This window comes from Synechococcus sp. H55.10 (assembly GCF_047502715.1).
Classification (GTDB): Bacteria; Cyanobacteriota; Cyanobacteriia; order Thermostichales; family Thermostichaceae; genus Thermostichus.
Window position 1 is genome coordinate 1 of the sequence record NZ_JANSJJ010000079.1, and the last position, 26,983, is coordinate 26,983.

Sequence of the window (26,983 nt, forward strand, 5' to 3'; positions counted from 1 at the left end):
GGTGAGGGAAGACTCCCCCTGGGAGAGGGGCCGGGGGTGAGGGCTGGGAGAGGGGCTGGGGGTGGTCGCGTGAGCGGCGCGGAGCGCTTGGGCTGGGAGAGGGGCCGGGGGTGAGGGCTCCCCCTCCACAGGCCACAAAGCCTCTGGCGGCAAATGGATCCACACCGCCTGCCCGGGCGCAAACATCTGGTGGGGGTTCACCCACGCCTCTAGGTTGCCCCAGCCGGTTCGGAGCTGCAGCCGGCGCTGAGGGCCCGCAAAGCGCTCCGCCACCACCTGGGCCGGGAAAACATTCTCGGCCAACCCCGGCGGCTGGGGAAACACCTGCACCTGCTCCGGGCGCACCGTCAGCCGCACCTGACCTTGGAGGGGCACAGCGCTTTTTAAGAGGATCCCGGTGCTGAGGCGAAGTTGGTGACCTTCCCCCTGAGCATCGAGAAAATTGACCCCGCCAAAAAAGCGGGCAACCCGCTCGGAGCGCGGCCGCTGATAAAACTCCGCCGGGGATCCCACCTGGTGCAACTGCCCCGCAAACATCAGGCCAATGCGGTGGGCCATGGCCGTGGCTTCCACTTGGTCGTGGGTAACCAGCACCGTCGTCACACCCGTTTCCGCCTGCAGCTCCCGGATCAAGGCCTGCATCTCTTGGCGCAGGTTGGCATCCAAAGCCGATAAAGGCTCATCCAACAGCAGCAGCTTGGGCCGGATCACCAAGGCCCGCGCCAGGGCCACCCGCTGCGCCTGTCCGCCCGAAAGCTGACTGGGCCGGCGCTGAGCAAACCCGGCCAATTGTACCCGCTCCAACATGCGCAAGGCCGCTGCCTCTCGCTCTGCCCGGGGAACACCCCGCATCTTCAGGCCAAAAGCCACGTTTTCCCCCACGCTCAGGTGGGGAAACAGACGGCTGTGCTGGGAGAGCAAAGTCACGCCGCGCCGCTCTGGTGGCCGAGGGTTGAGCAGGATCCCGTCCAGCCAAATTTCTCCCGGATGGGGCCAGGGATCCGGCTCCAGCAGGCCGGCGATGAGATTGAGAGTGGTGGACTTACCACAGCCCGATGGGCCCAGCAGGGCGAAGATCTCCCCTGGCTCCACTGTCAAAGACAAGTCCCTCAGGGCAGGGATCCCTTGCTTGTGGAAGCGTTTGCTGAGATGGCGAAGAACAAGGTGGCCCATGCTCAGGTTACGCGGCTAGGGTTAGCCAATCCGTTCCGCTGTCAGTCGTATCCCAGATGCTCGACCCTCAAGCTGAGAAAAGCCTAGAACAAAAAGTATCGTTGCGCCATCGGCAGGACTTCTGCCGGCTCACAGGTGAGCAATTCTCCATCGGCCCGTACTTCATAGGTCTCCGGGTTGACCTCGATGTGAGGTGTGCTGCTGTTGAGTTTCAAATCCGCCTTGCCGATCTCGCGGCAATTCTTGACCGCTACGGCCCGGCGTTGGATCCCCAGTTTTTCTGGGATCCCCAGGTCTAGGGCAGCCTGGGAGACAAAGAGCAGGCTGGTCTCGCTCAGGGCGCGGCCAAAGCTGCCGAACATAGGCCGAGGGTACACCGGCTGCGGAGTTGGAATCGAGGCGTTGGGATCCCCCATTTGGGCATAGGCAATCAAGCCCCCCTTCAGGACGATCTCCGGCTTAACCCCAAAGAAAGCCGGCTTCCACAGGCACAGATCCGCCAGCTTGCCCACCTCTACCGAGCCGATGATGTGGCTGAGGCCCTGGGCAATGGCAGGGCAGATGGTGTACTTGGCTACGTAACGCTTGGCCCGAAAGTTGTCGTTGCGGCTGCTATCCTGCGGCAGAGGCCCCCGTTGCACTTTCATTTTGTGGGCGGTTTGCCAGGTGCGAATGATCACTTCTCCCACCCGGCCCATGGCCTGGGAGTCGGAAGAGATGATGCTGAGGGCCCCCATGTCGTGCAAGATGTCTTCGGCGGCAATGGTTTGGGGGCGAATGCGGCTTTCGGCAAAAGCAATGTCCTCTGGCACCTCTTTGCTCAGGTGATGGCACACCATCAGCATGTCCAGGTGCTCTTCGATGGTGTTGCGGGTAAAGGGACGGGTGGGATTGGTGGAGCTGGGCAGCACGTTGGGCTCGGAAGCAATGCGGATGATGTCGGGGGCGTGCCCACCTCCGGCCCCTTCAGTATGAAAGGTGTGAATGGTGCGGCCATTGATGGCGGCGATGGTATCTTCCACAAAGGCCGACTCATTTAAGGTATCGGTGTGGATCAGGGTCTGGATGTCGTATTCATCCGAAACCTGCAGACAGCTATCGATCACCGCCGGCGTCGATCCCCAGTCTTCGTGGATCTTCAGCCCGCAGGCCCCCGCTTCCACCTGCTCCCGCAGAGCTTCAGGAAACGCCGCGTTCCCCTTGCCAAAAAAGCCCAAGTTGACCGGAAACCCTTCCGCCGCCTGCAACATCTTCCCCAAGTTCCAGGCCCCCGGTGTGCAGGTGGTGGCGTTGCTGCCTGTGGCCGGCCCGGTTCCGCCACCCAAAAGGGTAGTCACTCCCGAAGCGATGGCAAACTCGCACAGTTGAGGACAAATGAAATGCACATGGGCGTCGATCCCGCCTGCCGTCAGGATCAAGTTTTCGCCGGCAATCACCTCGGTGCTGGGGCCAACCACCATGCCTGGTGTCACCCCCGTCTGGATGTTGGGGTTGCCGGCCTTGCCGATGCCGACAATGTAGCCGTCGCGAATGCCCACATCGGCTTTGACGATGCCCCACCAGTCCAAGATCAGGGCGTTGGTGATCACCAGATCCAGAGCCCCGTTGGCGCGGGTGGCCGTCGGCGATTGCCCCATGCCGTCGCGGATGGTCTTGCCGCCGCCGAACTTAATCTCCTCGCCGTAGGTGGTGAAATCCTGCTCCACCTCGATGATCAGCTCGGTATCCGCCAGACGCACTCGATCCCCTACTGTGGGGCCGTAGTTGCTGACGTACTGGCGACGGGGAATTTCCAGAGTCATAGAAGGACATCTGCGCAGGAAGCTGTCAGCTTTCTACCACATATCCCCGCCCAGAGGATCCCTTGCTGCCCGTTGCCCAGTTCCCAGCGTTCATTTCACCAGAGCAGATTGGGTTGGTGAAAATTCGTTACATATATTTACATCTACAATTGGAAAAACGATTGCCAATCGACGCCGACCCCGATCAGACAAGGGATCCCTCGTTTAATTATTGTGAAGCGACGGGGGGTTTACAAACCCTGACCTATAATGCCTGGTAAGTCCCGCCCTGGGGGGTTTCCTGACGATGGGCGGGAATGCTTCGTTCCTTGTCGCAAGAGAGGAGTTCTTGATGACAACTACACCCAAGGAGCGAGAGCCAAAGGTTAAGGTGACGGTTGATATCGATCCGGTTCCCACCTCATTTGAGAAATGGGCCAAGCCGGGACACTTCGATCGCAGCCTGGCGCGTGGCCCCAAGACCACGACCTGGATCTGGAACCTCCACGCTCTTGCTCATGACTTCGATAGTCACACCAGCGACCTAGAAGACGTCTCTCGCAAGATCTTTTCTGCGCACTTCGGCCACCTGGCGGTGGTCTTTGTCTGGCTGAGCGGCATGTACTACCACGGCGCTCAGTTCTCCAACTACTCCGCTTGGCTGGCGGATCCGATCAATATCAAGCCCAGCGCCCAAGTGGTCTGGCCCATTTTTGGCCAGGAGATCCTCAACGGCGATGTGGGCGGCGGTTTTGAAGGGATCCGCATCACGTCGGGCCTATTTCACCTCTGGCGGGCTGCCGGCATCACCAATGAGTTTCAACTCCTCTGCACCGCTATTGGTGGCTTGGTGATGGCTGGCCTCTGCCTGTTTGCCGGCTGGTTCCACTACCACAAGCGGGCTCCCAAGCTGGAGTGGTTCCAGAACGTGGAGTCGATGCTCAACCACCACCTGGCGGGCCTGCTGGGGCTGGGCTCTCTGGCCTGGGCCGGTCACCAAATTCATGTGGCCATCCCCATCAACAAGATGTTGGATGCGGGCGTGCCGGCGGCTCAGATCCCTCTGCCCCACGAGTTCATCCTCAAGCCGGCCCTGATGAAGGAGATGTTCCCCAGTGTGGATTGGGGCTTCTTCAGCGGGGTGGTGCCTTTCTTTACGTTGGACTGGGGCAAGTACGCGGAGTTCCTCACCTTCAAGGGGGGCTTGGATCCGCAAACCGGCGCCCTCTGGCTGACGGATCAGGCCCACCACCACCTGGCCATTGCCGTGCTGTTTATCGTGGCGGGCCACATGTACCGCACCAACTGGGGCATCGGCCACTCCATTAAAGAGATCCTGGAAGCCCACAAGGGCCCCTTCACCGGCGAAGGCCACAAGGGTCTCTACGAAGTGCTGACCAGCTCCTGGCATGCCCAACTGGCCATCAACCTGGCCATGGTGGGATCCCTGAGCATCATCGTGGCCCAGCACATGTACGCCATGAACCCCTACCCCTACATGGGCATCGACTACGCCACGCAGATCTCCCTCTTTACCCACCACATGTGGATAGGGGGACTGTTCATTGTTGGCGGCGCTGCCCACGGGGCCATCTACATGGTGCGGGACTATGACCCGGCGGTAAACCGCAACAACGTGCTGGATCGGGTAATCCGCCACCGCGACGCCATCATCAGCCACCTGAACTGGGTGTGTCTGTTCCTGGGCTTCCACGCCTTCGGCTTCTACGTCCACAACGACACCATGCAGGCGCTGGGCCGTCCGCAGGACATGTTCTCGGACACCGGCATCCAACTGCAGCCCATTTTTGCCCAGTGGATTCAATCCCTGCACACCAACGCCATCGCCAGCACCGCTCCCTACGTGGGCGCTTCGGTGAGCCCCATCTTCGGCGGCGACGTGGTGGCCGTGGGCGGCAAGGTGTCCATGATGCCGATGGTGCTGGGCACGGCGGACTTCATGGTGCACCACATCCACGCCATGACCATCCACATCACGGTGTTGATCCTGCTCAAGGGAGTGCTCTTTGCCCGCTCTTCCCGACTGATCCCCGATAAGGCCAAGCTGGGCTTCCGCTTCCCCTGCGACGGGCCAGGCCGCGGCGGCACCTGCCAGGTCTCCGGCTGGGATCACGTCTTCCTGGGGCTGTTCTGGATGTACAACGCCATCTCGATTGTGATCTTCCACTTCAGTTGGAAGATGCAGAGCGACATCTGGGGCACCGTCAACCCGGACGGCACGATTGAGCACATCACGGGCGGCAACTTTGCAGCCAGCGCCGTCAACATCAACGGCTGGTTGCGGGACTTCCTGTGGGCGCAATCGGTGCAGGTGATCAACTCCTACGGCTCGGCGCTATCGGCCTATGGGCTGCTCTTCTTGGGCGCCCACTTCGTCTGGGCCTTCAGCTTGATGTTCCTGTTCAGCGGCCGTGGCTACTGGCAGGAGCTGATTGAGTCGATTGTCTGGGCGCATAACAAACTGAAAGTCGCTCCGGCCATTCAACCCCGCGCCCTGAGCATCATCCAGGGTCGGGCGGTCGGTGTGGCCCACTACCTGCTGGGTGGGATCGTCACCACGTGGGCGTTCTTCCTGGCACGGTTTGCCGCACTCGGCTAAGGCAAGGAGGAAGAGAGAATCATGACAACTGCAACTCGTTTTCCGCAATTCAGCCAAGACCTGGCCAGTGATCCCACCACTCGACGTCTGTGGTATGGCATTGCCACCGCCCATGACTTCGAGACCCACGATGGCATGACTGAGGAGCGGCTTTACCAAAAGCTGTTTGCCACCCACTTCGGCCATCTGGCGATCATCTTCCTGTGGGCCTCGGGCAACGTCTTCCACATCGCCTGGCAAGGCAACTACGAGCAATGGGTGGCCAACCCCACCGGCGTCACCCCCATCGCCCACGCTATCTGGGATCCCCAGTTCGGCAAGGCGGCGGTGGAAGCCTTCACCCAACCTGGGGGCGGTGGCCCTGTCAACGCGGCCTACTCCGGCCTCTACTACTGGTTCAACACCATCGGCCTGCGCACCAACGGCGATCTCTACACCGGTGCCATCGGCCTGCTGTTGTTGGCGGCGGTGTTCCTGTTTGCCGGCTGGCTGCACCTGCAGCCCCGCTTCCGGCCCAGCCTGAGCTGGTTCAAGAACGCTGAAGCCCGCCTCAACCACCACCTGGCCGGCTTGTTCGGCGTCAGCTCGCTGGCCTGGACGGGCCACCTGGTGCACGTGGCCATCCCCGAGTCGCGCGGTCAGCACGTGGGCTGGGACAACTTCCTCACCACGCTGCCCCACCCGGCGGGACTGAAGCCCTTCTTCACCCTCAACTGGGGGGTGTATGCCCAGAACCCAGATACGGCCAACCACGTCTGGGGCACGGCAGAAGGGGCGGGCACGGCCATCCTCACCTTCTTGGGCGGCTTTAACCCCAACACGCAGTCCCTGTGGCTGACAGACATGGCCCACCACCACCTGGCCATTGCGGTCATCTTCATCGTCGCCGGCCACATGTACCGCACCAACTGGGGTATCGGCCACAGCATCCGCGAGATCCTGGGCGCCCACAACCCGCCCAAGGGCACTCCCTTCGGGGGCCTGTTGGGCGAAGGGCACAAGGGCCTCTACGACACGGTCAACAACTCCCTGCACTTCCAGTTGGCGTTGGCGCTGGCCTGCTTGGGGGTGGTGACCTCGCTGGTGGCGCAGCACATGTACGCCCTCAACCCCTACGTGTTCATGTCCATGGATCACACCACGGAGGCGGCTCTCTACACCCATCACCAGTACATTGCTGGGTTCTTGATGGTGGGGGCTTTTGCCCATGGGGCCATCTTCCTGGTGCGGGACTACGATCCCGAAGCCAACAAGAACAACGTGCTGGCGCGGGTGCTGGATCACAAGGAGGCGATCATCTCCCACCTGAGCTGGGTATCGCTGTTCTTGGGCTTCCACACGCTGGGGCTGTACGTCCACAACGATGTCATGCAAGCCTTTGGCACGCCGGAGAAGCAGATCCTGATCGAGCCGGTGTTTGCTCAGTTCATTCAAGCTTCCCACGGCAAGATGATCTACGGCATGGACGTGCTGTTGTCCAACCCGGATAGCATCGCCTCTACGGCTTGGCCCAACTACGGCAACGTGTGGCTGCCCGGCTGGCTGCAAGCCATTAACGACCCCAACGGGTTCCTCTTCCTGCCCATTGGCCCTGGCGACTTCCTGGTGCACCACGCCATTGCTCTCGGCCTGCACACCACGACGTTGATCCTGGTCAAAGGGGCGCTGGATGCCCGCGGCTCTAAGCTGATGCCGGACAAAAAAGACTTTGGCTACAGCTTCCCCTGCGACGGGCCGGGTCGGGGTGGCACCTGCGACATCTCCGCCTGGGACGCTTTCTACCTGGCCATGTTCTGGATGCTGAACACCATTGGCTGGGTGACCTTCTACTGGCACTGGAAGCACCTGGGGATCTGGAGCGGCAACACCGCCCAGTTCAACGAGAACTCCACCTACCTGATGGGCTGGCTGCGGGATTATCTCTGGGCCAACTCGGCTCAGTTGATCAACGGCTACAACCCCTACGGAATGAATAACCTGGCGGTTTGGGCCTGGATGTTCCTGTTCGGCCACTTGGTCTGGGCGACTGGGTTCATGTTCTTGATCTCCTGGCGCGGCTACTGGCAAGAGCTGATCGAGACCCTGGTCTGGGCGCACGAGCGCACCCCCTTGGCCAAGCTGATCCGCTGGAAAGATAAGCCGGTGGCTATGTCGATTGTGCAGGGTCGGTTGGTGGGTCTGGCCCACTTCACAGTGGGGTATGTCCTGACCTACGCGGCCTTTGTTATCGCCTCGACAGCCTCCCAGTCTGGGTAACTAATAACCCAGATGTCAATAGATGGCTTGGATCCCTCGCCCATTGGCGGGGGATTTTTATTGGGTTGGCTTAGACGACTAGAAAGTTAAGTTTCACAAAGTTGCATTGACTTTTTGCTCGCGCTAATCCTAGGCTGCCTCTAGTTGAGAAAAGTTGTCAAAAATATCGCGAGTTGAAGGTTGCTATGCTTACTGCTTGCACCAGTAGAGAGGTATTTAGTGGGGGCAGTTACTGCTGGATGCAGGTATGTTTGGGATCTGTTCAACAACTAACCATCAACTATTCATGAAACGCAGAAAGCCGAGTAAGTGAGAATTTCCGGATTGCTCTTGCGATAGACAAGGAAGGTGAAAAATGGCAGGCATCTTGTCAGAGGACAATAAAAGCCAGAAAAGTACTCTAGCCAGCCTCTTGATCAGAGTCATTGAAAAAATCTTAATCACATCAGGGTCTGTAGCAGTCGCAGGCTTTTTCGTTTGGGTATTAGGATTTCCTCAGCCTCCTACTTTTCTGCTACGTTTTCTTTTTGCGTTTCTTTTACTTGACCTGATATCTTGGGGATTGGATAAGCTCTCACAATACTGGAACTATCGACACTCAAAATCAATTGTATATGCTTCAACTCCCCTCATTTCCATAGTGGCCTTCTGGGCAGTATTTTGCCGTTGTCCAATCAATGTTATTTTGAGTGACGGCCATTGGCGGATATTAGCACTCCTTCTACTGTATCCTGCCTATAAAGTGTTCCGTATTGTCTGGGAGATCTTGAGATCTGAAAGCAGCAAAACAGTGTAAAGGTGAAAGCCGTTGATCTAATCCATTGCACTAAACTTAAACGGGATCCCTTTTTTTGCGTCCAGTGGGGCAGCGCAGTTGAGTCCTTATCTGCAATGTCGGTAATTTTTTGCCGGGACAGAGGTGCTTCCCATCAACCCATCTAGACCCTCATAACAGGCCGCGGTAGCGAATAAAAATTAAGATTGCCGCCCAGGATCCCAGCGCCACCTTGATCGCCACCAAAATATTGAGAATCGGGATCCAGCCACCGCTGAAAAGGGATCCCAGCTCGCCCTTGGGCAGCTCCCAACCGGCCAGGGCGATGACAGCCACGCCGATAAACGTCACCACCGACAGCTTCTCCCACATCGCGGCTTGCCACCGCTTGTAGATGGCCTCCATCCAGGTCGAAGAGGCGGTGATCGCCACCAAGCCAATTGCCGTTCCTCCCGCCACGCCGGCGGCAAACCCCCCACCCGGCGTCAGGTGACCCCGAATGGCCAGCTCCACCCCAATCAGGGCAGAAATGGTGGCCCCCACCCGCGCCAGCACGATCGAGGGAATGTCGGTAAATTGAGCTACATTGGCCGTCGGTCGCTCATCCGCCAGCAGGTATTGCGCGCCCAGAATTGCCGCGGAAAATACAACTACTTCGAAAACCGTGTCGTAAAGGCGGTTGCGCAAGATCAAACCTGTCACCGTATTGGGCACGCCGCTTTCTCCGGCTAGAGTCGATACAGGTTCAACAGCAGGCAAAACAGCTCCTGCATCGGCGACCACGAGCTGCAATGCTGCCAGCAGCACCGCCACCCCATACAACCACCTCATGGCAAGAAGACCTCAGAAAGCAGGGCTTGTTGCGCCAAGATGGCCTGCAGGCGGGGCACGCGCGTTACCAAGCGATACTCTGCCACCTCCTCATCGGGCTCAAGGGCAATGGTGTGCACCTCTCGGCTGTGAAGGGCAGCCAACAAGGCCTCTGAACTCCCATAGACGGCCAACTCCAAACGCATGTGGTACCGCTGTAGTGCTTGGCGCATCTGCTGTAACAACTGCTGTGCTGCTGAGGTACCGGCCTCCAACACAGGACTGCCTTCGAGAACGCCCAAGCGCATACTCAACGAGGAACGCACCGCGATGGCATAGAGCGTAATGGAAAGCATGGTGCCCACCAGCGCCTCGGTGAGCGCCACATCCGCCGCCCCAAACAAGGCATAGATCAGAGCAGCGATGGATCCCAGAATGCCGCGCATCACCAAGGCATGATAGGGATTGGTCTGGGTCACCACCAAGCCTGCCGTCAAGGGCAGCAGCAGGGCGATCACCAGCAACAAGGTCTCTTCCATCCTGTCCTCCTATAGGGACTTGCGCTGCGAGCAAAACGCCAGCACATAGCCCAAGATGGTGTTCCAAATGGCCAAGGAAATCAGCGCCAACACCAGCAGAGGCCACTCCCTTGGGATCCGCAGCAACAGCCCCAGTATGATGCTCATGGATCCCAGGGTGTCGGACACCGAAAGGCCGTGCAGCTTAAACAAAATCGAGCGATCCCCAAGGAGCGGCGCCGTTCCCCACAGCCAAAACAGCACCCCGATCCCAAACAGAAGATAGCTGAGAGCTTCCATTAAGATTTCCATATTCCCCAGACTAAGAATATCTTTAGAGCATTTCCAAGCGCTTGAGCACGTGGGCCAGCAGCATCAGGGCCGCGTTACCCACCGACAAAATCAAGACCCCCACGATCCCAATCATCCAGTCATCCCGCACCACGGATACCACCAAAACCAGGATGGCCGTCTTGGTGGATAAGCTGGCAAAAGCCAGCATCGTCTGCCAAATATCCTCCTTCAGCCAGGCGGCATACAGCGGCAGGCATAGGGTCAAAGTCAGCAGAAACAGCAGTAGGTTCACGCCTCCTCCCGTGGTTTGAGCAGATGCACCTCGTAGGTGCCTTGGGCATCGCAATTGAGCACAATGGTTTTGGGCGTAAAAGTAATCAAAAAGATATCGAGAAACACCAGCCCCGCCGAACGATTGGGGAGAGTTTGTTTGTATACAACCTCCTCTACGGTGTGGGGCCTGAGGATCATCTCAAAGGCCTCCCAGTAAGCTTTCGGAACGGCGAAAACAATCTCCTTGAGCACCCGTCCCCAATCCCGCCACCGCACCGGCGCAGAGGCCTGACGAGGCAGCAGCAGCGTCGCCGCCACCCCGATGGCCACATTGTCCCAGCTCAGATTGCCCGTCAGCAGGAACCAAATCAAAAGCCGCAGGCCAATTTCCAGTAAGCCCAACTCAGGGTAGCGTCCCATAATTCCACCCAGCTAACAAAACCCAAACCAACACCAACACCACACTCAAGCCGCCCACCACAGCCTCCAGCCCCTCATTCACCGACCTTCTCTGCCAAGGGATCCGCTCCCAAAACCAGCCCAGGGGGATCCCGGCACCCAAGCTGAGCAGTGCCTTAAGGAGATTATCGACGTCGTAGGCCGCCGGCAGCCAGCCCCAGAGCAAGCCGCCGCCCCAAAGGGCCAAGGCCGCCTGGTCTTGCCAACTGGAGGGGATGTTCCCGCTGATTTGAGAAGGAGATGACCGCAGCACTCGCACAGCCACACAGGTGGTGCCGATGGTAACCCCAACCAGCAGCCACTCGTGCCAGGGATCCAGAGCCGACAAGGTGAGGGCCTTGGCTGCATACCCCAAACTGCCGGGCACCCCTGCCAGAGAGGCCGCCCCCAAGATCAACATCGGCCAGCGCCAGCGACTCGTTATCGCCGTCCCCACAAACAACAGAGGCTTTGCCAACCCATGGGCCAGGCCGTACAAACCTGCCCACTGAGGGGCGGCAATTACAAATCCCATCTGCGAGACCGAGCTCCAGGCCAAAAGGCGCTGGGGCGTGCTGGCCATCAAAGCCAGGAGGATCCCAAAAACGGCTGAGCCGGCGCTCAAGTAGGACAACCCCTGGGCCAAGGCCGGCGAAGCCTCGCTGCAGTGCACCAAGGCCATGGCACCTGCTTTGGTCGTAAAGCCGCTGAGCACCGCCGCGATAACGGGATCCGCGGTGATGTAGGTGAGGGGCAGCCACAGGCCGGCGACGAAGACCGCCCCCTTGGCCAAAAGACCCACGGCAATCAGCGCCAAAGCCGTGGGGGTAGCCATGGCCAGGCTGCTCATCGCCAGGGATCCGGTGCGCACGTAGACCAGGATTGCGCCCATCAAGTAGAAGAGCATGGCCACATTGCTCATGAACAGGTAGCGCAGCCCCACCCAAAGCTGGCGGTCGCGATGATCCCCTGCCGTCGGCTGGGACTCAGCCCGGCGCCCGTAGGTGAGCAGCAAAAACACACCAATGCTGAGCACCTCTAGGGCAACATAGACACTGATCAGGTCGGCGCTGATGACGACGGCGTTGGCGCTGCCGTGGACGATCAGCAACTGCATGGCCAGAAAGCGGCTGCCCACAAAGCGCCGATCCAGATACAGCGCCACCCCCAGCGTTATCAGTCCATGGGCCAAGAGCATGGCTGCTGCGTTGGCGTCGATCCGCAGCGTCACCCCGAAGTGATCCAGCAACTGAAGCTCTAACGGCGCCGCAGTTGTTCCCGGCAACCCCCCCTGGTACACTGCATAGGCCACCGTCAGCGCGGCCATCCCCACCAAGCTGGGACGGGTCAAGGCGGGCATCAAGTAGGTGGCAAAGGCAAACAAAAAGGGTAGCGCCACCCAGACCAGCGTCAGCTCAGTCATCGGTAAAAGTGCTCCGCCCCGCTGACGCGACCGCCTGTTCGATGCTCTCCACTTCGAGGGTGGGATGGTTGCGGGACAACTTCATCACCCCCACCAACATCAGGGCTTGTACCGACAGACCGATGACGATGGCCGTGAGGATGATCCCCTGAGGTACGGGGTCGGCATAGTCCAGCTCGCGCCAGGGCTTGTAGATAGGGGTGAACACACCGCTGCGGGCGGCCCAGATCACGAAGAAGGCGATGACCCCGGTGCTCATGACATCCATGGCCAGGATCTTCATAATGAGATTGCGCTTGACCACGACTCCCCAAAAGCCAAGGAAGATCGTGAGGGTGATGGCGGCATTTAACATGGGCACCTCGCTTGCTGCGCTCGAGCCATCCGGTTGCTAAGTCGTTCATTTCGTCCCGCTTACGCGATCAGTATCCAGCTTCCGCGGTCGCAGCAGCTAGAGGGCCGGTGCCAGACAGTCTGTGGCAGGTTGCAACCCTGCCGGGATCTCAATCTCCCCAACAAGGCCGGATCCCGAAGTCGAAAGAGTTGCAGATCCAGGTAGGCAGCTTGAGCCAACTGCCGGTCAGCTCTGGGGCTTGGTGGGATCCTGGTCATACACCTCTCATAGCAAAGTCAGAATCAATGGGGGCTGCTCGCAGTTTAGGCTGTTTTTACTTATGCTAGTGGGACGAAGTTCTGGGTTCTGCAGCAGCAGCTCCCTTGTGAGCGACAGGTCGTCGAGACCCTCCCCGCCGGAAAAGCCTCCACCCTGGCTCAGTCCTGCCCCTGGATGCGGATACGGTTGGAGCTGCTGCCGGAAGCATCGTTAATTTGCGTTAGAACTATACTACAGTCGGCTATCATGGAGCCGAGACTTTCCTCTGGGGGTGAGTCCCCTTCAGCGATCTTCAACTATGCCCACTCCTGTCGACCCTGCCCTGCCTGACGTTCCGGAAAGCGAGGTTCGCAAGCCTGAAGACTCCTCCGTCCCGTCGACGCGAACAATTCTGGCGGCCCGTGAGCCTTTTTTGGGGGTGGTGCGGGATCTGGTGCGGGCCTACCAAGCCTTTGAAAATTATGCCGGGGTTCACATTCGGCAAATGGGGCTGACCGCCCCCCAATTTGATGTGTTGGTGACCCTCGGCAACACTCCCGGCATGACCATGAATGTCTTGGCCCAAAAAACCCTGGTTACCAAAGGGACACTGACCGGCATTGTGGATCGTCTGGAACAGAAGGGGCTGGTGCGCCGGCAAGTGCCGCCAGAGAACCGCCGCTGCTTCAGGGTCGTGCTGACAGAGGCGGGGGAGAAACTGTTTGAGGAAATTTTTCCGGCCCACATCGCCTACTTGAAAGAGCGCTTCCAAAAGTTGGATCCCTCCGAGCTGGCGGAGATCCAGGCCTGTCTCAAAAAGCTGCACGCTATTTTCTAGGATGCACCCTTAGATTTTCTCTTAATTGAGCCGGTTGACCAGAGACTCCCCGAGCCGGGTCTCTAGCCTTGTTCAAATGGCTGTCCCAGGGCTGCCGGCGGAGTGGCTCGCGCCGCCTGCTGAATCCAGCGCCGCAGCCGAGGTGGGATCCCGCGCAGACCGTACTCCCACCATTCCCCGGAGGTGAACACCAACACCAAAATCATCAACACAAAGGGAGCCACCGTAAAAACTTGGGCGGGCACGGCGCGGATGGTGGTCTGGGCAACCCCGGCAAAGGACTGCAAAATGCCGAACAGGTAGGCCCCCAAGGGGTTCCAGCCGCCGAAGATGACGATGGCCAAAGCAATCCAGCCGTAACCTGCTGTGTGTCGGTGGCTCCAGCCGGCCTTGAAATCCAGCGAAAAAGCGGCTCCTGCCAAGCCCAGCAGGGGCCCTCCCACGAGGGTGTAGACATAGCGCCAGAAAATGACATCGGTGCCACGGGCAAAGGCTGCTGCCGGCTGTTCTCCCATGGCCCGCAGCATCAGGCCAGGCCGGGTGCGATAAGAAAAGAACCAAGTTCCCCCAATCAGCGCATAGCTGGCATACAGCAGCAGATCCCTTCGGAACAGAAGTGGCCCCAGCAGCGGCAGCCCAAAAGCCCAACACCAGGCTTCCCGTCAGCTTGGCCACGGCGAACCCAACCATGGCAGCCAGCATGATCGTCCCCTCTGCGGAGAGATTGATCACCCCTGCTCGCTCGGTGATGGTTTCTCCTACACTGGCGAAGACCAACGGTGTGGCGGTGGCAATGGCAGTAGAGAGAGTGGCGACCAGTTGAGCAGCGTTCATTGCCTCACCCCAACACCCAAAGCATCCAGACCACCCCTAAGGTGACAGCGCCAAACAGGGCATAGCTGATCTGGCGCAGCGGCTTCAGTTGCATGGCATGCAAAGCTTTGAGCCAGTCCAGCCCCAAAGATTCCACAAAGCGATCCAACACCACTTGCATGGGGTAGGCGTAAACCGATCCCTGCTCCTTGAAGTTCACCAACACGATCAGCAGCGTGGCGTAGCCCCAGAGACCGCCCCAGAGCACAGCGCTCAACCCGATTAAAATTGGCTCGAGCATCGACCGAAAAACATGGATTGAGCCCGCTTGGGATGCCTGCCCATTGCCGACCGCCTGCTCTTCCACCTCGATGGCTCGGCTTTCACGCAACCATCGAGTCCTAAGGTGGTGCAGAAAATCTCCCCGGCTGTTCGCGATGCGGGCGCGTTGCCGCACCACCTTAGCTTTTTCTTGGTCTTTCAGAGCCTTTTTGTTTGCAGCTCAAGGACTTGTAAACTACCCAACTCCGACCGCTAGGCGGTAGGGAGCGGGGCTCCTGCGGCTTTTAGCTAAAGGTGGCGGGTATCTGGAGCTCCTCCCCCCGCTGCTCAGGAGAAACAAGCTGGTCAGCCCAACATCTACCAGCGGCAGCGCCTCAACCGTGGGGTCAGCCACCCGTAGGGAGATAAACCGCTAGAACACTTGGCCACGGTAAACCCGCTGCAGAGCCGGGGTGACCGAATAGCGATCGATATCGGCCAGGCTCAACTTCAAGCGCAATGTATTGAGCAGTCTCCAGTAGGGAGGCACAAAAGCTTTTTCAGTGAGAAGTTGGCCGGCAGGAGAGGGATCCCCGCAGCGGGCAACCGTCTCCACAGGGCAGCCGCGGTAGCGGAGCGGACGAGCTTCAAGACGAGCCGAGCGCAGATCCCGTCCAGGCTCCACCGTCAGGCCGCGAAACTGGATTGCCCCTGGACGAGATGCTTGCCGGTAGCGCAGATAACGGGCCCAAAGCTGGGCCAGCCCCTCCGGCAAAGCTTCGGGCCGAACATGGTAGCGCTCCGGCAACAGGCGGTCGTTGAAAAAGCCGATGAGACCAGACCAAGCTTGCCAGAGGAAAGCTCCCACAAGGCGGGCAACAGGAAAGGAGGAAATCTTCATGGTCGAAGCCGAAAAAAGACTTAAAGAACCCAAAAGACCGGTGATGGAGAAAGGAATTGCCAGCGATTATACCAGCCCGGATGAAGGAGGATGCTCACCGTGAACACTTGCCCACTCATATTTGTTCTGCTCACTCGAAAGCTGAGGCCGGCTTGCGGTCGAGCGTGTTGAGTCGCCAAAATCCATCGACTACAATAGGCCCAAAGCTCGGGTGTCGCTTTCTTCTTCCCATCTAGGGATTCCGAGAGCGCACCGACCGGCAAACTTGCTTCAATGGCCACTGCACTAAGGGGATCGACGGATTATGACCTGGCGCGGCAACATCACTCCCATCGATCGGCTCTGGGGATCCCTTCCCTACCTTTTGCCGTTGGTATCGGCTCTGCCCTTCGGCTTTGTGCCCTCTGGTTTGTTTCAATCTCTGCCAGGTTTGATCCCCATTTTTAGTCCGCTGCTGCGTTTGCTGCCTCTGGCCACGGGCTGGCTGGGCATGGGGCTGTTTTTTGCCCTACTCTTTTTCGTAATCCGCAACGGCCGCGTCGCCCATTTTGTTCGCTTCAACACGATGCAGGCGCTGCTGCTCAACATTGCCCTGTTTTTGGTGCAAGTGTTGATGCAGGTGTTCGCTATGCTCTTTGGCAGCCTTGGTTTGGCAGCGCTTGTTAGCATTTTGGCCACCACTGCCCTGCTTGGGGTAATCGCTGTCACCCTTTATGCTTGGGTGCAGAACGTGCGCGGTCACTATGCCGAGGTGCCGGTGCTCTCCGATGCCGCCTATGCTTGGATTCGCTACTAACAGTTCTCAAGTTGAGGGCTTGGTTGCTGATTTGACGACTTCACTGGAGCCTGAGCCGGCTGTTGCAGCTTTCAAGGATTGCAGGAGGCTGGGGTGCCGTCGGATTTGACCTCTGATGTTGGCCCAACCCTCACCCACCTGGACGCTTCCGGTCGGATACAGAGGGTGAAAGTGGGACACAAGCCCCTGGCTGCCCGTTTGGCCACTGCCCAAGGGCAGGTACGCATGTCAGAAAGGACTTTAGAGGCCATTTTGGCCGGTCAAGGGCCCAAAGGGAACGTGGTGGAAGCGGCTCGGCTGGCCGGGATCATGGCCGCCAAGCGCACTGCCGAGCTGATCCCGCTGTGTCATCCTTTCCCCTTGACCAGCATCACCACCGGAGTGGAGATGGAGGCTTTGACGGCGGTTGCAGTGGCTGCCCTCACCCTGTACGACATGGCCAAGGCCTTGGAAAAGGCGATGGTGATCGAGAATATCCGCCTGTTGTGCAAGTATGGGGGAAGTTCCGGGCCTTCTGGGTTCGATCAGAATAGCCCGTCCCAGTGAGATGTTGAAGAGGTTGCACCAACCGGGAGGGCTTATCGGGATCGCGCTGCTGGCCGGGGTGCTGGCACTGCTCTGGCCAATGCTGCAGCGGGGCTACCCCATCACCCATTCCACTCACTTCAATCTCAGTTGGGCCTTCCAGTATCAGCGCCAGTTTTTCGGCGGGCAGTTTTACCCCCGCTGGCTGGAGTATTCCAACTTTGGCTATGGCAACCCCACCTTTGCCTTCTATCCGCCCCTGGGTATGGTGGCCACCCTGCCCTTTCGAGCCCTGGGGCTGGACATGCTCGGCTCTTTGGTGGCCAGCATGGGCCTAGCGATGGCGGTCTTGGGGCTGGGGCTGTACCTTCTGCTGCGGCAGGTGCTTCCTTGGGCTTTGGCGCTGGTCTTGGCCCTGCTGAGCATGGCCGGCCCCTACTGGCTGGTGGATATCTACCAAAGGGGAGCCATAGGGGAAGTGTGGGCCATTGCCGTCTCCCCCTGGATTTTCTGGGCCTCGCTGCAGACGATCTGCCGGCCCCAGTCCATCTGGCCGGTTGCGGCTTTGGCCCTGAGCTATGGCCTGCTGGCGCTGTCCCACCTGCCCACCTTGCTGGTGTTTACCCTGATTTGGCTGCCTCTGCCTTGGGTGGTGGGGGGAAGGGATCCCTTCTGGCCCAGGGTGGGGCGCTGCTACCTGGGGTTTGGGCTGGGGCTAGGGTGGACGGCGTTTTATCTGCTGCCAGCCTTTTGGGATCAGCGGCATGTCCAGGTGGATTTTGTCAACTTTGCCGACGAGTATACACCCCACCATCGCCTGATGGTGAGCGGGCTCATGCAGCTGCAGCCGCGCTGGACAGAGCACTGGTTTGAGAGCAACCTGGTGGGGTACTGGGTTTGGATGGCGGCGGTTCTGGGAGGGGTTGGGATCCTGATTTTTCTAGAATGGCTGGCCCGCCGGTCGGGGAGGAGTTTCTCCTGCCAGGAAAGTGGTGCTGCCGAATCTCTTGCCAGAGCCACCCTGCTCTACAGCCTGGGAGCCAGCCTGGTGGCGCTGCTGATGATGACGGATCTGCTGGCTTGGCTCTACGAGTGGGTTTTGCCCCTGCGGCGGATTCAGTTCTCCTGGCGCTGGATGGCGGTGACGGCGGTAACCGTGCCTTGGCTAGTGGGATCTCTAGCTGGGTGGGGATGGGGGCACAAGCGCTGGCGGCTCCCTTTGCTGGTGGGGCTCGGCCTGGCCATGGCAGTCCAAACCTGGCAGGGCTTGCAACTGGTGTCCAAAGCCGGCTTTGATCCACCGCTTGTCCAAACTTTTCAAGAACTCGCTGCAGCCAAGCAGTTCCCCAACGAGCCCCAAGAGCGGCCGGGCATTGCTTTCTTGCACATGCACTGGCGCTTTCCCGATGGGCTGGCGCTGGTGGATGGGCTGGAATACCGGCCCCGCCAGGCGACGCTGCCCATGCCGCCCCCACAGGTGGATCCGCTGCTGCAGTGGCAAGGCGAGGTAGAGGATCCGGCGGCGCGGCTCCAGGTGGAAGAGTGGCGCTACGGCTACCGTCGCTTTCGGGCGCTTAACCCCACCGGTCAGGAGCAAGCTGTAGTCTTGCGCACGTTTTACTACCCCGCCTGGCGGGTACAAATTGATGGACGGTTCAGAGCTGCTGAATACAACGGGCCAGGGCTGTTGCAAGTGCGGATCCCGCCGGGGGAGCACCGCGTGGAGGTGCGCTACTTGGGCACGGCGGCGGACTGGCTGGGCTGGATCCTGACCGGCGTGGCAGGAGTGCTGCTGGTGGAGCTGCGGCGGCTGCTCCGTCTGTTGGGGTTGAGGACAACAGAGGAGGCAACACCATGTTGAGTCGCGTGGCCGATTCCATCTACTGGCTCAACCGCTACGTGGAGCGGGCCGAGAACATTGCCCGTTTTATCGATGTCAACCTAAACCTCATCCTCGACTCACCTAGTGGCACAGCTCAGCAATGGGATCCCATCATCTCCACCACTGGGGATCAGGAGCTGTTTTACCAGCGCTACGGCCAGGCGACCCAGGAAACGGTGATCCAGTTTCTGGCTTTTGATAGGGATTATCCCAACTCGATTTTTTCCTGCTTGCGGCTGGCACGGGAAAATGCCCGCTCTGTGCGGGAGATCATTTCTTCGGAAATGTGGGAGCGGGTGAATCGCTTCTACTTAATGGTGACGGAAGCTGCTCAACAGTGGCCGCATCTGAGCCAGCTCCACGATTTCTTCACGGAAGTCAAGCTGGCCAGCCATCTCTTTGCTGGGGTGATGGATGCCACTATGACCCACGGGGAAGGGTGGCACTTTGGACAAATCGGCCGCCTTTTGGAACGGGCTGACAAAACGGCTCGCATTCTGGATGTTAAGTATTTTATTTTGCTGCCTTCTGTACAGGATGTGGGCACGCCCCTGGATGAATTGCAGTGGATTGCTCTCCTAAAGTCGGCCAGCGCTTATGAAATGTATCGAAAATACAGCCGCCAACACCGCATTAACCCTAGAGAGGTGGCCTCTTTCCTGATTTTGGATCGGCAATTTCCCCGCTCCATTCAGTTTTGTCTCATTCACGCCGATCGCTCCCTACACCAGATTACTGGAACCCCTGCTGATACTTGGCGGGATCCCAGTGAGCGGGCTTTGGGACGGCTGCGCTCTGAGCTGGACTACCTCACTATTGATGAGATTATGGAGCAGGGCTTACACGAATTTCTCGACAAGTTGCAATTGCAAATGAATCACGTTGGCGATTGCATCTACGAAAGTTTCTTTGCCATTCGCCCTTTGCAGACGGCTGACCCCCCTCTGCTCCTGCAGCGCCAAGCTTAGCCGAAACCCCTCACTCCCGGCCCCTCTCCCAGCCCTCACCCCCAGCCCCTCTCCCAAAGGGAGAGGGGGGTTAATCTCTTTCACGGCTGTTGTATGCTTGCATCTGGTCAGCTGCCGGGGCAAAGGCGGTGCAGAGCACTGGGGAAGCCGGGAATTGCCGCACCGTTACTGGCGGTAGGATTGATGGAAGTTGTTGCTGGTTGGAGAGTGGGGTTGGAGCAGCAGCCGCGAGGGATCGACCAGGCAGCCTTTGTGGCCGCCAATGCCACGCTGATTGGTGATGTGCAGCTCTCGGAAGGGGTGAGCATCTGGTACGGGGCCATTTTGCGAGGGGATCTGTCACCGATTGTGATTGGCCGCCGCAGCAACATTCAAGACGGGGCGATCCTGCACGGGGATCCGGAGCAGCCGACCTGCATCGGCGAGGAGGTCACTGTCGGCCATCGGGCCGTCATCCACAGCGCCCACATCGAGGCGGGATCCCTGGTGGGGATTGGGGCCGTCATCCTCAACAGAGTCACCATCGGGGCGGGCAGCATGGTCGGGGCTGGAGCGGTGGTCACCCGCTCGCTGCCGCCCCGCTCTTTGGCAGTCGGGATCCCGGCCAAGGTCATCCGCACCCTGACAGACCAAGAGGTGGAGCAGTTGCGCCGCCACGCCGAGCACTATGTGGATTTGGCGCTGCAACACGCCCGTCGTTTCGCCAGATGGCCGGGCCCTGCTGCTCGGGCCTAAGCCTACCCCTCAGCAGCGGGGATCCCCGCAGAGCACCCAGGTATCTTTGCTGCCGCCCCCTTGGGAGGAGTTGACCACTAGGGATCCCTTTTTGAGGGCCACGCGGGTTAGGCCGCCGGGATGAACGTAGATCTCTTTGCCGTAGAGAATGTAGGGCCGCAGATCCACATGGCAGGGCTCCAGCCTCAGCCCCTCTCCCCAATCCACGAGGGTGGGCACGCGGGAAAGACACACAACGGGCTGGGCGATGTAGTTGCGGGGCTGGGCGCGGATTTTCTCGGCAAAAGCGGCCCGCTCCTCCGGTGTGGCCCGCGGTCCCATCAGCATGCCGTAGCCGCCCGACTCATTGGCCGCCTTCACCACCAACTTGTCCAGGTTCTCCAGCACATAAGCTTGATCCTTGGGATCCCAACACAAGTAGGTGGGCACATTGGGCAAAATCGCTTCTTCTCCCAGGTAGTAGCGGATCATCTGGGGCACATAGGCGTAGATGACCTTATCGTCTGCCACTCCTGTCCCCAAGGCATTGGCAATTGCCAGCCGACCCGAGCGATAGACCTCAAACAGGCCGGGTACCCCCAAGAGGGAATCGGGGCGAAAGACCAGCGGATCGATGAAGTCATCGTCGATGCGGCGGTAGATTACATCCACCCGTTGCAGGCCCTTGGTGGTGCGCATCTGCAAATAGCCATCGGCCACCACCAAATCCCGTCCTTCCACCAGCTCCACCCCCATCTGCTGGGCCAGAAAAGAATGCTCGAAGTAGGCGGAGTTGTAGATGCCGGGGGTGAGCACCACCACTGTCGGGTTGGCCAGGTGCGGCGGCGTCAGATTGAGGAGGGTATCCAACAAGTGGCTGGGGTAGTCGTCCACCGGGCGGATCCCCATCGTGTTAAACAGCGAGGGAAAGGTGCTTTTCATCACCCGCCGGTTTTCCAGCACATAGGAAATGCCCGAGGGGCAGCGCAGGTTGTCTTCCAGCACGTACCAAGTCCCGTCCCGATCCCGCACCAGGTCGGTGCCGGTGACGTGGCACCAAATTCTCCCCGGCGGGTTGAGCCCAATACAAGGCCGCAGGAATCCTTTGGCCGTCTCGACCAGCTCAGCAGGGATCACCCCATCCTTGAGGATCTTCTGGTCGTGATAGACGTCGTCGATAAACAGGTTCAAGGCATGGATGCGCTGCTTCAGACCCTGCTCCAGCCGCTGCCACTCAGAAGCTGAGACGATGCGGGGAATGATGTCGAAGGGGAAAATCCGCTCCGTGCCCTGGCTGTCGCCATAGACGTTGAAGGTTACCCCCATCTGAAAGAGGGCTGCCTGGGCCGCCGCTTGCCGCTGCTGCAGCTCTCCTTCTCCCAGCGAATGCAGGCGCTCAATCAGCGGGATCGCCTCAGGGCGAGGCCGACCGCGCCCCACAAACAGCTCATCGTAAAAACCTTCACCTGGGTCATAAGTATCAAAACGCACGTCGGGATCCCTCGAACCCTACCCTGTTTTACTGTGGGCGGCTCTGGATTTGCCTAGTGTGCTTCCGGCTACTTTTACGGTTATCGTGGTGGAAGTTAGGACAGGGGGTATACCGGTTGCCCCCAGTCAGCCAGAGTTGTCAAGGTTTATGGTGGCGGGCGGTACTTTCTCAGCTTTGTTGTCAATGTAATGTAGAGGAATGAACCGGACACCCTCTTTTGTAAATCGGCCCCTCATCGGCGTTACTACCCCCAGCCGCAACGGCCAGGGAGATTTTGTGGCGCCGGGCCGCTATGTGGATGCCCTTCGCGCTGCTGGCGGGATCCCCGTTCTTTTTCCCCCAGGCGAAAGTGAGCCACAAGCGCTGCTGGCTGCGGTAGATGGGCTGGTGTTGACAGGAGGCGGCGACCTTTGCCCCAGCACCTACGGAGAGGATCCCCAACATCCCCAGGTGCGTCACGTCAGCGCCGAGCGGGATCGCTTTGAGATGGCCTTGGCGGCAGCCGCGCTGGCGCAAGGGATCCCGGTCTTGGGCATTTGTCGAGGGATGCAGTTGCTGAACGTGGTCAGCGGCGGCAAGCTGATCCCCCATGTGCCCGACGTGTACGACGAGCTGGATCATTTCAACCCCGCCGATCGCAAGCCCGTTCGCCACAGCGTCAGCCTCATCCGCTCCACCCGCCTGCAGCAAATTGTCGGCGTCGACGCAATCTCCGTAGTCTCTTGGCACCACCAGGCTGTTTGGGGGGTGCCGGCGGGCTGGCGTTTGGCTGCCTGTTCTCCCGACGAGCTCATCGAGGCCATCGAGCACGAAACCCATCCCTGGGCTATTGCCGTGCAGTGGCACCCCGAGTTCACCTTTGAAGAGGCTGAGCATTTTCGCCTGTTTCAGGCCTTTGTGCAGGCAGCGCTGCAGTTTTCGCCGCGCCTGGCCAGCTCTGAAGCAATGCCTCAGGTTGCCTAGGGATCCTGTGCTGCTGCTGGAGAAGAGGCGGGGGCTTATCCCTCGCGATAGCCGGGGAGAGCCCTTGCTATGCTTTGCCCAGTGCCCCCAAAAGAGGGCCTATGAGCAGGAGACAGGCACTGGCTAGAGCAGTTCTGGGTGTCTTAGCTTTTTTCGGTTTAGGTTTTGGCTGTAGTCCCAGCCCTTGGCTGCGTCAGTTTGGCACCCCTTCCTCTGACGAGGCTCGCGCCATCGCAATTGATGGAAAGGGAAATATTTGGGTGGCGGGGGTAACGGAGGGAAGCTTTTTGGGCCAAAGCTCGGCAGGGGGTGGCGATGGTTTCTTGCGCAAGTACGATGCCTGGGGCCGAGAGCTCTGGACACGGCAGTTGGGCACCCCTGCTTTAGACGAAGTTGTGGCGGTGGCAGTGGACAGGAGAGGGAACACCTGGGTGGCAGGAGTGACCTACGGCGCTTTCCCTGGCTACAGCAATGCCGGCGCAAAAGACATCTTCCTGCGTAAGCACGATCCCCAGGGTCGGGAGCTCTGGATGCAGCAGTTGGGCGGTGCTGAGCCTGACCAGGTCACTGCCATTGCCGTGGATGGCAAGGGCAATGTCTGGGTAACCGGGAATAGCGGAGGCAAGAGCTTTGTGCGCCAATACAACGCTGACGGTAAACCGCTCTGGGTCCGCGAGCTAGGGGCCCAGGTCACTGCCCTGGCCGCCGATGGGGCAGGAAATCTCTGGATAACCGGATTCGTCCGCGACCGCACAAGGGCTGGCGGCTTTGTCGGCCAGTATGATCCCAGCGGCAACCAGGTTTGGCTGCGCCAGTTTTCCAACAAAGGGGGCGACGGCACTCTTGCCATCGCTGTGGGAGAGGAGGGAAATGTTTGGGTGGCGGGCTATACCCAAGAGGCTCCTGCTGGCCAGGCCTTGCTCCAGGGGTACAGTGTCTTTGTGCGGCAGTATGATCCCTACGGCAACGAGCTCTGGAGCCGCCAATGGGACGGCGCGCAAGGGGAGCGCCCTCTGGCCATTGCCGTGGATAGGCTCGGAAGGGTCTGGGTGGCAGGATCCACCCAGGGGATCCCTGCAAGTCGCAGCGATGCCTTTGTCCGCCTCTACGATACCAACGGCGGCGAGCTCTGGCGCCACCAGTTCGGCAGCGCTGACTTCGACTGGATCCAGGCCATGGCGCTAGACCAAGAGGGCACCCTCGGGGTGGCAGGCGTAACCTGGGGATCCCTCGCCGGAGAGCCCCATGCTGGTCTGAAAGATGTCTTTGTGCTCAAGTACGGCCGTTAGATTGACACCCCCACCGCCTCAAGGCGTAGGGTTCTCACGTAGTTCAAACAGGCGCTGTCAAGACGCCTCTAGACAGTCCCCTGAGGCAAAGCCCTGCTCGCGTCAGCAGGACGGCGTCCTCTCGCGTCTCGGACGCCTGCACCAGTCGGGTTTTTCACCGTGATTAGGTGCTGGCCTGGGAACGGTACGCCTTTTCGGCAAGTATACCCTTGGCAATTACGAGCTTTTCCGCTCCCCACGCAAGTGCGGGGCTACCAAGCTATCCTTCTGGGTAGTCTCAAGGAGATGGCGGGGCGCCTGGCGCTGGCTCTATGCATCGGATAGCTGCTTTGCCGGGGGGATGGGATCCTTCCCAAGGTGGGGTCATTTTCCTGGAGCAGGATCCTGCGCCCATCGTTGTCCTGTCGGCAGCCGACACGGATCTGACGGCCTTGAGCGCAGCCATGCGCCTGCTGCCGGCTGATTTCCCGGCGGTGCGGGCGGCTAACCTCTTGCAGTTGCAACAGCCTCTCAGCATCGACGACTACGCCGAGAAGGTGTTGCGGCAAGCTCAGGTGGTGCTCCTGCGCCTGTTGGGGGGAAGGGCCTACTGGAGCTATGGTCTGGAGGTGGCCAAAGAGGTAGCGGCAGCAGCGGGAGCCACCCTGATTGTGATCCCTGGGGATGACCGCCCCGATTGGGATTTGGTTAGCCACTCCACCGTGCCCCTGACAGTGGCAGACCGGGTGTGGCAGTACTGGCTGGAAGGAGGGGCAGCCAATGTGGCGGCTTGCTTGAAATTCTTGGCCAGGGAGTTTCTGGGACAGGAGTACGCCCTGCCAGAGCCGCAGGTGCTGCCCCGGCTGGGGATCTACCATCCCCCCCTATCCCCCCTCAGGGATCCCCAGGCCCCCAAGGTAGGGATCCTGCTCTACCGCGCCCATGTTTTGGCGGGGAATACGCAGCCAATAGATGCCCTGGCCAAAGCCCTGCAGGAGCGGGGGTTGCAGCCGCTGTGTCTGTACACCTATGGCCTGCAGGAGCCGGACTTGCCGCAGGCCATCCGGGAGCACTTCGGCGGCCAAATTGAACTTCTGTTGAACACCACCAGCTTTTCCCTGGCCCGCCTGGAGAGCGAGCAGCCCGATGTCCGCCTCTGGCAGGAGCTGGATGTGCCGGTTGTGCAGGTGGTCTTGAGCAGTGGGTCGCGGGAGCGCTGGGAGAACTCCACTCGGGGCTTGGGGGCGCGGGATCTGGCCATGAACGTGGTGTTGCCGGAGGTGGACGGCCGCATCCTCAGCCGCGCCATCTCGTTCAAGACGGTTCAACAGTGGGATCCCCGCCTGCAGACGGAGATCATGGCCTATGAGGCGGTGCCGGATCGGGTGGCGTTTGTGGCCGAGCTGGCGGCCAACTGGGTAAAGCTGCGGCGCACTCCTGCCAATCAGCGCCGTCTAGCCTTGATTTTGGCCAACTACCCCAGCCGGGATGGACGGCTGGCCAATGGGGTAGGGTTGGATACACCGGCAAGCTGTGTCGAGATCCTCAAGGCCCTGGCGGAAGCCGACTACCGCGCCTGTCCACTGCCCCAGAGCGGAGATGAGCTCATCCGCTGGCTAACCCAGGGCCAAACCTATGATCCGCTGGGATCCCTACGCCCGGCGCGGCAGGTGCTGCCGGCTGCCCTCTACCGGGAGTGGTTTGCCCAGTTGCCTGCCGCTGTCCAAGAGGATCTAGTGCGGCAGTGGGGGGATCCGCCCGTCCACGACATCCCCATTGTCGGCCTGCAGTTGGAGCATGTTTTTGTCGGCATCCAGCCGCCGCGGGGCTATGACCAGGATCCCTCTTTGAACTACCATGCCCCGGATCTGGCGCCGCCCCATGAGTACCTCGCCTTTTACCTGTGGCTGCGGCAAGTGTTTGGCGTGCAGGCAGTGGTGCATGTGGGCAAGCACGGCAACCTAGAGTGGCTGCCTGGCAAGGGATCCGCCCTTTCGGCCACCTGCTACCCAGAAATAGCCTTGGGGCCTCTGCCCCACTTCTACCCCTTCATCGTCAACGATCCTGGCGAGGGATCCCAGGCCAAGCGGCGGGCTCAGGCTGTCATCCTCGACCACCTCACCCCTCCCTTAACCCGTGCCGAGCTCTACGGGCCCTTGGCGGAACTGGAGCGGCTGATGGACGAGTACTACGAGGCCCAGCAGATGGATCCTGGGCGCTGCCCACTGATCCGCGCCCAGATCCAGGAGCTTGCCTGCCGAGAGCACATCGACTTGCAGTTCAACCTGGATAAGGAAGAAGACTGGGGCCGCCTCGATGGCTACCTCTGCGAGCTCAAGGAATCCCAGATCCGAGATGGACTGCACATCTTTGGCCGCACCCCCACTGGCGAGCAACTGGTGGATCTCCTGTCGGCCCTGGCCCGCTACCCGGGCTCTGGCCAGTTGGGCCTTACGCAGGCCATCGCCCGCGACTGGGGCTGGGACTGGGATCCCCTGGCCGCCGACCTCACGGATCCCTGGCCGGACAAACCGCCGGCCTAAAAGTCGCTACCGAATTGCAAGGGAAAGCTCGCCGCCTCAATCCCTAGCCCCCCTCTCCCTCTGGGA

Annotated in this window: 24 protein-coding genes and 1 pseudogene; 11 read left to right on the forward strand and 14 right to left on the reverse strand. The window is 60.0% G+C overall.

All coding sequences use genetic code 11. The features are described 5' to 3' along the window. Together NW858_RS05665 and ureC are read right to left on the reverse strand one after the other, a co-directional pair. Nucleotides 1–1,173, reverse strand: a 1,173-nt coding sequence (locus NW858_RS05665) for an ABC transporter ATP-binding protein (RefSeq protein WP_414520088.1), incomplete at its 3' end; no start/stop codon positions are given. Nucleotides 1,174–1,256: 83 nt separating this feature from the next. Then, a complete protein-coding gene (ureC, locus tag NW858_RS05670; protein WP_414335744.1) occupies nt 1,257–2,975 on the reverse strand; it encodes an urease subunit alpha in 1,719 nt (572 codons plus the stop codon). Nucleotides 2,976–3,306: 331 nt separating this feature from the next. Between ureC and psaA the strand changes: the two genes are divergently transcribed. Together psaA and psaB are read left to right on the forward strand one after the other, a co-directional pair. Next, the gene (gene psaA / locus NW858_RS05675) at nt 3,307–5,574 is read left to right on the forward strand and encodes a photosystem I core protein PsaA (protein ID WP_414510041.1); all 2,268 of its coding nucleotides are present in this window, start codon (nt 3,307–3,309) and stop codon (nt 5,572–5,574) included. A gap of 21 nt (nt 5,575–5,595) precedes the next feature. Next, nucleotides 5,596–7,830 (forward strand): photosystem I core protein PsaB, encoded by a 2,235-nt coding sequence (gene psaB / locus NW858_RS05680; protein ID WP_414520089.1) that lies wholly within the window; start codon nt 5,596–5,598, stop codon nt 7,828–7,830. Between the two features lie 946 nt (nt 7,831–8,776). Here psaB and NW858_RS05685 read toward each other — a convergent pair. From NW858_RS05685 to NW858_RS05715, 7 genes are read right to left on the reverse strand one after another with little or no spacing between them, the layout of a single operon-like run. Further along, nucleotides 8,777–9,436 (reverse strand): Na(+)/H(+) antiporter subunit B, encoded by a 660-nt coding sequence (locus NW858_RS05685; RefSeq protein WP_414336986.1) that lies wholly within the window; start codon nt 9,434–9,436, stop codon nt 8,777–8,779. Continuing rightward, nucleotides 9,433–9,954: a DUF4040 domain-containing protein gene (locus NW858_RS05690; RefSeq protein ID WP_414335433.1), complete on the reverse strand. Its 522-nt coding sequence runs from the start codon at nt 9,952–9,954 to the stop codon at nt 9,433–9,435. Before NW858_RS05690 ends, NW858_RS05685 begins: the two co-directional genes overlap by 4 nt. A gap of 9 nt (nt 9,955–9,963) precedes the next feature. Beyond that, nucleotides 9,964–10,245, reverse strand: coding sequence for a monovalent cation/H(+) antiporter subunit G (locus NW858_RS05695; protein WP_414335431.1), 282 nt, complete (start codon nt 10,243–10,245; stop codon nt 9,964–9,966). 22 nt (nt 10,246–10,267) lie between these two features. Beyond that, the gene (locus tag NW858_RS05700) at nt 10,268–10,519 is read right to left on the reverse strand and encodes a hypothetical protein (protein ID WP_011430584.1); all 252 of its coding nucleotides are present in this window, start codon (nt 10,517–10,519) and stop codon (nt 10,268–10,270) included. Next, a complete protein-coding gene (locus tag NW858_RS05705; RefSeq protein ID WP_414335429.1) occupies nt 10,516–10,920 on the reverse strand; it encodes a Na+/H+ antiporter subunit E in 405 nt (134 codons plus the stop codon). The genes NW858_RS05700 and NW858_RS05705 overlap by 4 nt, the downstream gene beginning before the upstream one ends. Next, nucleotides 10,904–12,361 (reverse strand): cation:proton antiporter, encoded by a 1,458-nt coding sequence (locus NW858_RS05710; protein WP_414335427.1) that lies wholly within the window; start codon nt 12,359–12,361, stop codon nt 10,904–10,906. The genes NW858_RS05705 and NW858_RS05710 overlap by 17 nt, the downstream gene beginning before the upstream one ends. After that, nucleotides 12,354–12,716: a cation:proton antiporter subunit C gene (locus NW858_RS05715; RefSeq protein ID WP_414335437.1), complete on the reverse strand. Its 363-nt coding sequence runs from the start codon at nt 12,714–12,716 to the stop codon at nt 12,354–12,356. Before NW858_RS05715 ends, NW858_RS05710 begins: the two co-directional genes overlap by 8 nt. 556 nt (nt 12,717–13,272) lie before the next feature. Between NW858_RS05715 and NW858_RS05720 the strand changes: the two genes are divergently transcribed. Beyond that, entirely contained in the window at nt 13,273–13,791 is a 519-nt protein-coding gene (locus NW858_RS05720; RefSeq protein WP_414335425.1) for a MarR family winged helix-turn-helix transcriptional regulator, read from the forward strand. Between the two features lie 62 nt (nt 13,792–13,853). Here NW858_RS05720 and NW858_RS05725 read toward each other — a convergent pair whose 3' ends face one another. The 4 genes and pseudogenes from NW858_RS05725 to NW858_RS05740 all read right to left on the reverse strand — a co-directional run bounded on the left by NW858_RS05725 (nt 13,854) and on the right by NW858_RS05740 (nt 15,766). Further along, the gene (locus NW858_RS05725) at nt 13,854–14,318 is read right to left on the reverse strand and encodes an ABC transporter permease subunit (RefSeq protein WP_414520090.1); all 465 of its coding nucleotides are present in this window, start codon (nt 14,316–14,318) and stop codon (nt 13,854–13,856) included. Nucleotides 14,319–14,466: 148 nt separating this feature from the next. Further along, a pseudogene (locus tag NW858_RS05730) lies at nt 14,467–14,625 on the reverse strand (ABC transporter permease subunit); the annotation flags it as partial. A gap of 4 nt (nt 14,626–14,629) precedes the next feature. Next, nucleotides 14,630–15,064 (reverse strand): hypothetical protein, encoded by a 435-nt coding sequence (locus tag NW858_RS05735; protein ID WP_414520091.1) that lies wholly within the window; start codon nt 15,062–15,064, stop codon nt 14,630–14,632. A 234-nt stretch (nt 15,065–15,298) separates the two neighbouring features. Further along, complete coding sequence (locus NW858_RS05740) at nt 15,299–15,766, reverse strand: hypothetical protein (protein ID WP_414520092.1); 468 nt, start codon at nt 15,764–15,766, stop codon at nt 15,299–15,301. Nucleotides 15,767–16,070: 304 nt separating this feature from the next. Between NW858_RS05740 and NW858_RS05745 the strand changes: the two genes are divergently transcribed. From NW858_RS05745 to NW858_RS05765, 5 genes are all read left to right on the forward strand, one after another. Continuing rightward, nucleotides 16,071–16,562 carry a Tic20 family protein gene (locus NW858_RS05745; protein ID WP_414335419.1) on the forward strand — a complete coding sequence of 164 codons (492 nt, stop codon included), beginning with the start codon at nt 16,071–16,073 and terminating at the stop codon, nt 16,560–16,562. A 93-nt stretch (nt 16,563–16,655) separates the two neighbouring features. After that, entirely contained in the window at nt 16,656–17,108 is a 453-nt protein-coding gene (locus NW858_RS05750; protein WP_414520093.1) for a cyclic pyranopterin monophosphate synthase, read from the forward strand. A gap of 1 nt (nt 17,109) precedes the next feature. Next, on the forward strand, nt 17,110–18,948 hold the full coding sequence (locus tag NW858_RS05755; RefSeq protein ID WP_414520094.1) for a hypothetical protein: 1,839 nt from the start codon (nt 17,110–17,112) through the stop codon (nt 18,946–18,948). Beyond that, nucleotides 18,942–19,937 carry an alpha-E domain-containing protein gene (locus tag NW858_RS05760; RefSeq protein ID WP_414520095.1) on the forward strand — a complete coding sequence of 332 codons (996 nt, stop codon included), beginning with the start codon at nt 18,942–18,944 and terminating at the stop codon, nt 19,935–19,937. Before NW858_RS05755 ends, NW858_RS05760 begins: the two co-directional genes overlap by 7 nt. Nucleotides 19,938–20,120: 183 nt before the next feature. After that, complete coding sequence (locus NW858_RS05765; RefSeq protein ID WP_414368612.1) at nt 20,121–20,672, forward strand: gamma carbonic anhydrase family protein; 552 nt, start codon at nt 20,121–20,123, stop codon at nt 20,670–20,672. A gap of 9 nt (nt 20,673–20,681) precedes the next feature. Here NW858_RS05765 and NW858_RS05770 read toward each other — a convergent pair whose 3' ends face one another. After that, on the reverse strand, nt 20,682–22,142 hold the full coding sequence (locus NW858_RS05770) for a circularly permuted type 2 ATP-grasp protein (protein WP_414335409.1): 1,461 nt from the start codon (nt 22,140–22,142) through the stop codon (nt 20,682–20,684). A gap of 199 nt (nt 22,143–22,341) precedes the next feature. Between NW858_RS05770 and NW858_RS05775 the strand changes: the two genes are divergently transcribed. The 3 genes from NW858_RS05775 to cobN all read left to right on the forward strand — a co-directional run bounded on the left by NW858_RS05775 (nt 22,342) and on the right by cobN (nt 26,917). Then, the gene (locus tag NW858_RS05775) at nt 22,342–23,106 is read left to right on the forward strand and encodes a gamma-glutamyl-gamma-aminobutyrate hydrolase family protein (RefSeq protein ID WP_414510032.1); all 765 of its coding nucleotides are present in this window, start codon (nt 22,342–22,344) and stop codon (nt 23,104–23,106) included. A 101-nt stretch (nt 23,107–23,207) separates the two neighbouring features. Then, nucleotides 23,208–24,395, forward strand: a complete 1,188-nt coding sequence (locus tag NW858_RS05780) for an SBBP repeat-containing protein (protein ID WP_414520096.1) — start codon at nt 23,208–23,210, stop codon at nt 24,393–24,395. A 311-nt stretch (nt 24,396–24,706) separates the two neighbouring features. After that, the gene (cobN, locus tag NW858_RS05785) at nt 24,707–26,917 is read left to right on the forward strand and encodes a cobaltochelatase subunit CobN (protein WP_414520097.1); all 2,211 of its coding nucleotides are present in this window, start codon (nt 24,707–24,709) and stop codon (nt 26,915–26,917) included. Nucleotides 26,918–26,983: the final 66 nt, after the last annotated feature.

What these genes read in the sequence shown, in the direction of transcription:
- ureC (WP_414335744.1), bottom strand. Translation starts at nt 2,975, where the DNA reads ATGACTCTGGAAATTCCCCGTCGCCAGTACGTCAGCAACTACGGCCCC.
- psaA (WP_414510041.1), top strand. Translation starts at nt 3,307, where the DNA reads ATGACAACTACACCCAAGGAGCGAGAGCCAAAGGTTAAGGTGACGGTT.
- psaB (WP_414520089.1), top strand. Translation starts at nt 5,596, where the DNA reads ATGACAACTGCAACTCGTTTTCCGCAATTCAGCCAAGACCTGGCCAGT.
- NW858_RS05685 (WP_414336986.1), bottom strand. Translation starts at nt 9,436, where the DNA reads ATGAGGTGGTTGTATGGGGTGGCGGTGCTGCTGGCAGCATTGCAGCTC.
- NW858_RS05690 (WP_414335433.1), bottom strand. Translation starts at nt 9,954, where the DNA reads ATGGAAGAGACCTTGTTGCTGGTGATCGCCCTGCTGCTGCCCTTGACG.
- NW858_RS05695 (WP_414335431.1), bottom strand. Translation starts at nt 10,245, where the DNA reads ATGGAAATCTTAATGGAAGCTCTCAGCTATCTTCTGTTTGGGATCGGG.
- NW858_RS05705 (WP_414335429.1), bottom strand. Translation starts at nt 10,920, where the DNA reads ATGGGACGCTACCCTGAGTTGGGCTTACTGGAAATTGGCCTGCGGCTT.
- NW858_RS05710 (WP_414335427.1), bottom strand. Translation starts at nt 12,361, where the DNA reads ATGACTGAGCTGACGCTGGTCTGGGTGGCGCTACCCTTTTTGTTTGCC.
- NW858_RS05715 (WP_414335437.1), bottom strand. Translation starts at nt 12,716, where the DNA reads ATGTTAAATGCCGCCATCACCCTCACGATCTTCCTTGGCTTTTGGGGA.
- NW858_RS05720 (WP_414335425.1), top strand. Translation starts at nt 13,273, where the DNA reads ATGCCCACTCCTGTCGACCCTGCCCTGCCTGACGTTCCGGAAAGCGAG.
- NW858_RS05725 (WP_414520090.1), bottom strand. Translation starts at nt 14,318, where the DNA reads ATGCTGCGGGCCATGGGAGAACAGCCGGCAGCAGCCTTTGCCCGTGGC.
- NW858_RS05740 (WP_414520092.1), bottom strand. Translation starts at nt 15,766, where the DNA reads ATGAAGATTTCCTCCTTTCCTGTTGCCCGCCTTGTGGGAGCTTTCCTC.
- NW858_RS05745 (WP_414335419.1), top strand. Translation starts at nt 16,071, where the DNA reads ATGACCTGGCGCGGCAACATCACTCCCATCGATCGGCTCTGGGGATCC.
- NW858_RS05755 (WP_414520094.1), top strand. Translation starts at nt 17,110, where the DNA reads ATGTTGAAGAGGTTGCACCAACCGGGAGGGCTTATCGGGATCGCGCTG.
- NW858_RS05760 (WP_414520095.1), top strand. Translation starts at nt 18,942, where the DNA reads ATGTTGAGTCGCGTGGCCGATTCCATCTACTGGCTCAACCGCTACGTG.
- NW858_RS05765 (WP_414368612.1), top strand. Translation starts at nt 20,121, where the DNA reads ATGGAAGTTGTTGCTGGTTGGAGAGTGGGGTTGGAGCAGCAGCCGCGA.
- NW858_RS05775 (WP_414510032.1), top strand. Translation starts at nt 22,342, where the DNA reads ATGAACCGGACACCCTCTTTTGTAAATCGGCCCCTCATCGGCGTTACT.
- NW858_RS05780 (WP_414520096.1), top strand. Translation starts at nt 23,208, where the DNA reads ATGAGCAGGAGACAGGCACTGGCTAGAGCAGTTCTGGGTGTCTTAGCT.
- cobN (WP_414520097.1), top strand. Translation starts at nt 24,707, where the DNA reads ATGCATCGGATAGCTGCTTTGCCGGGGGGATGGGATCCTTCCCAAGGT.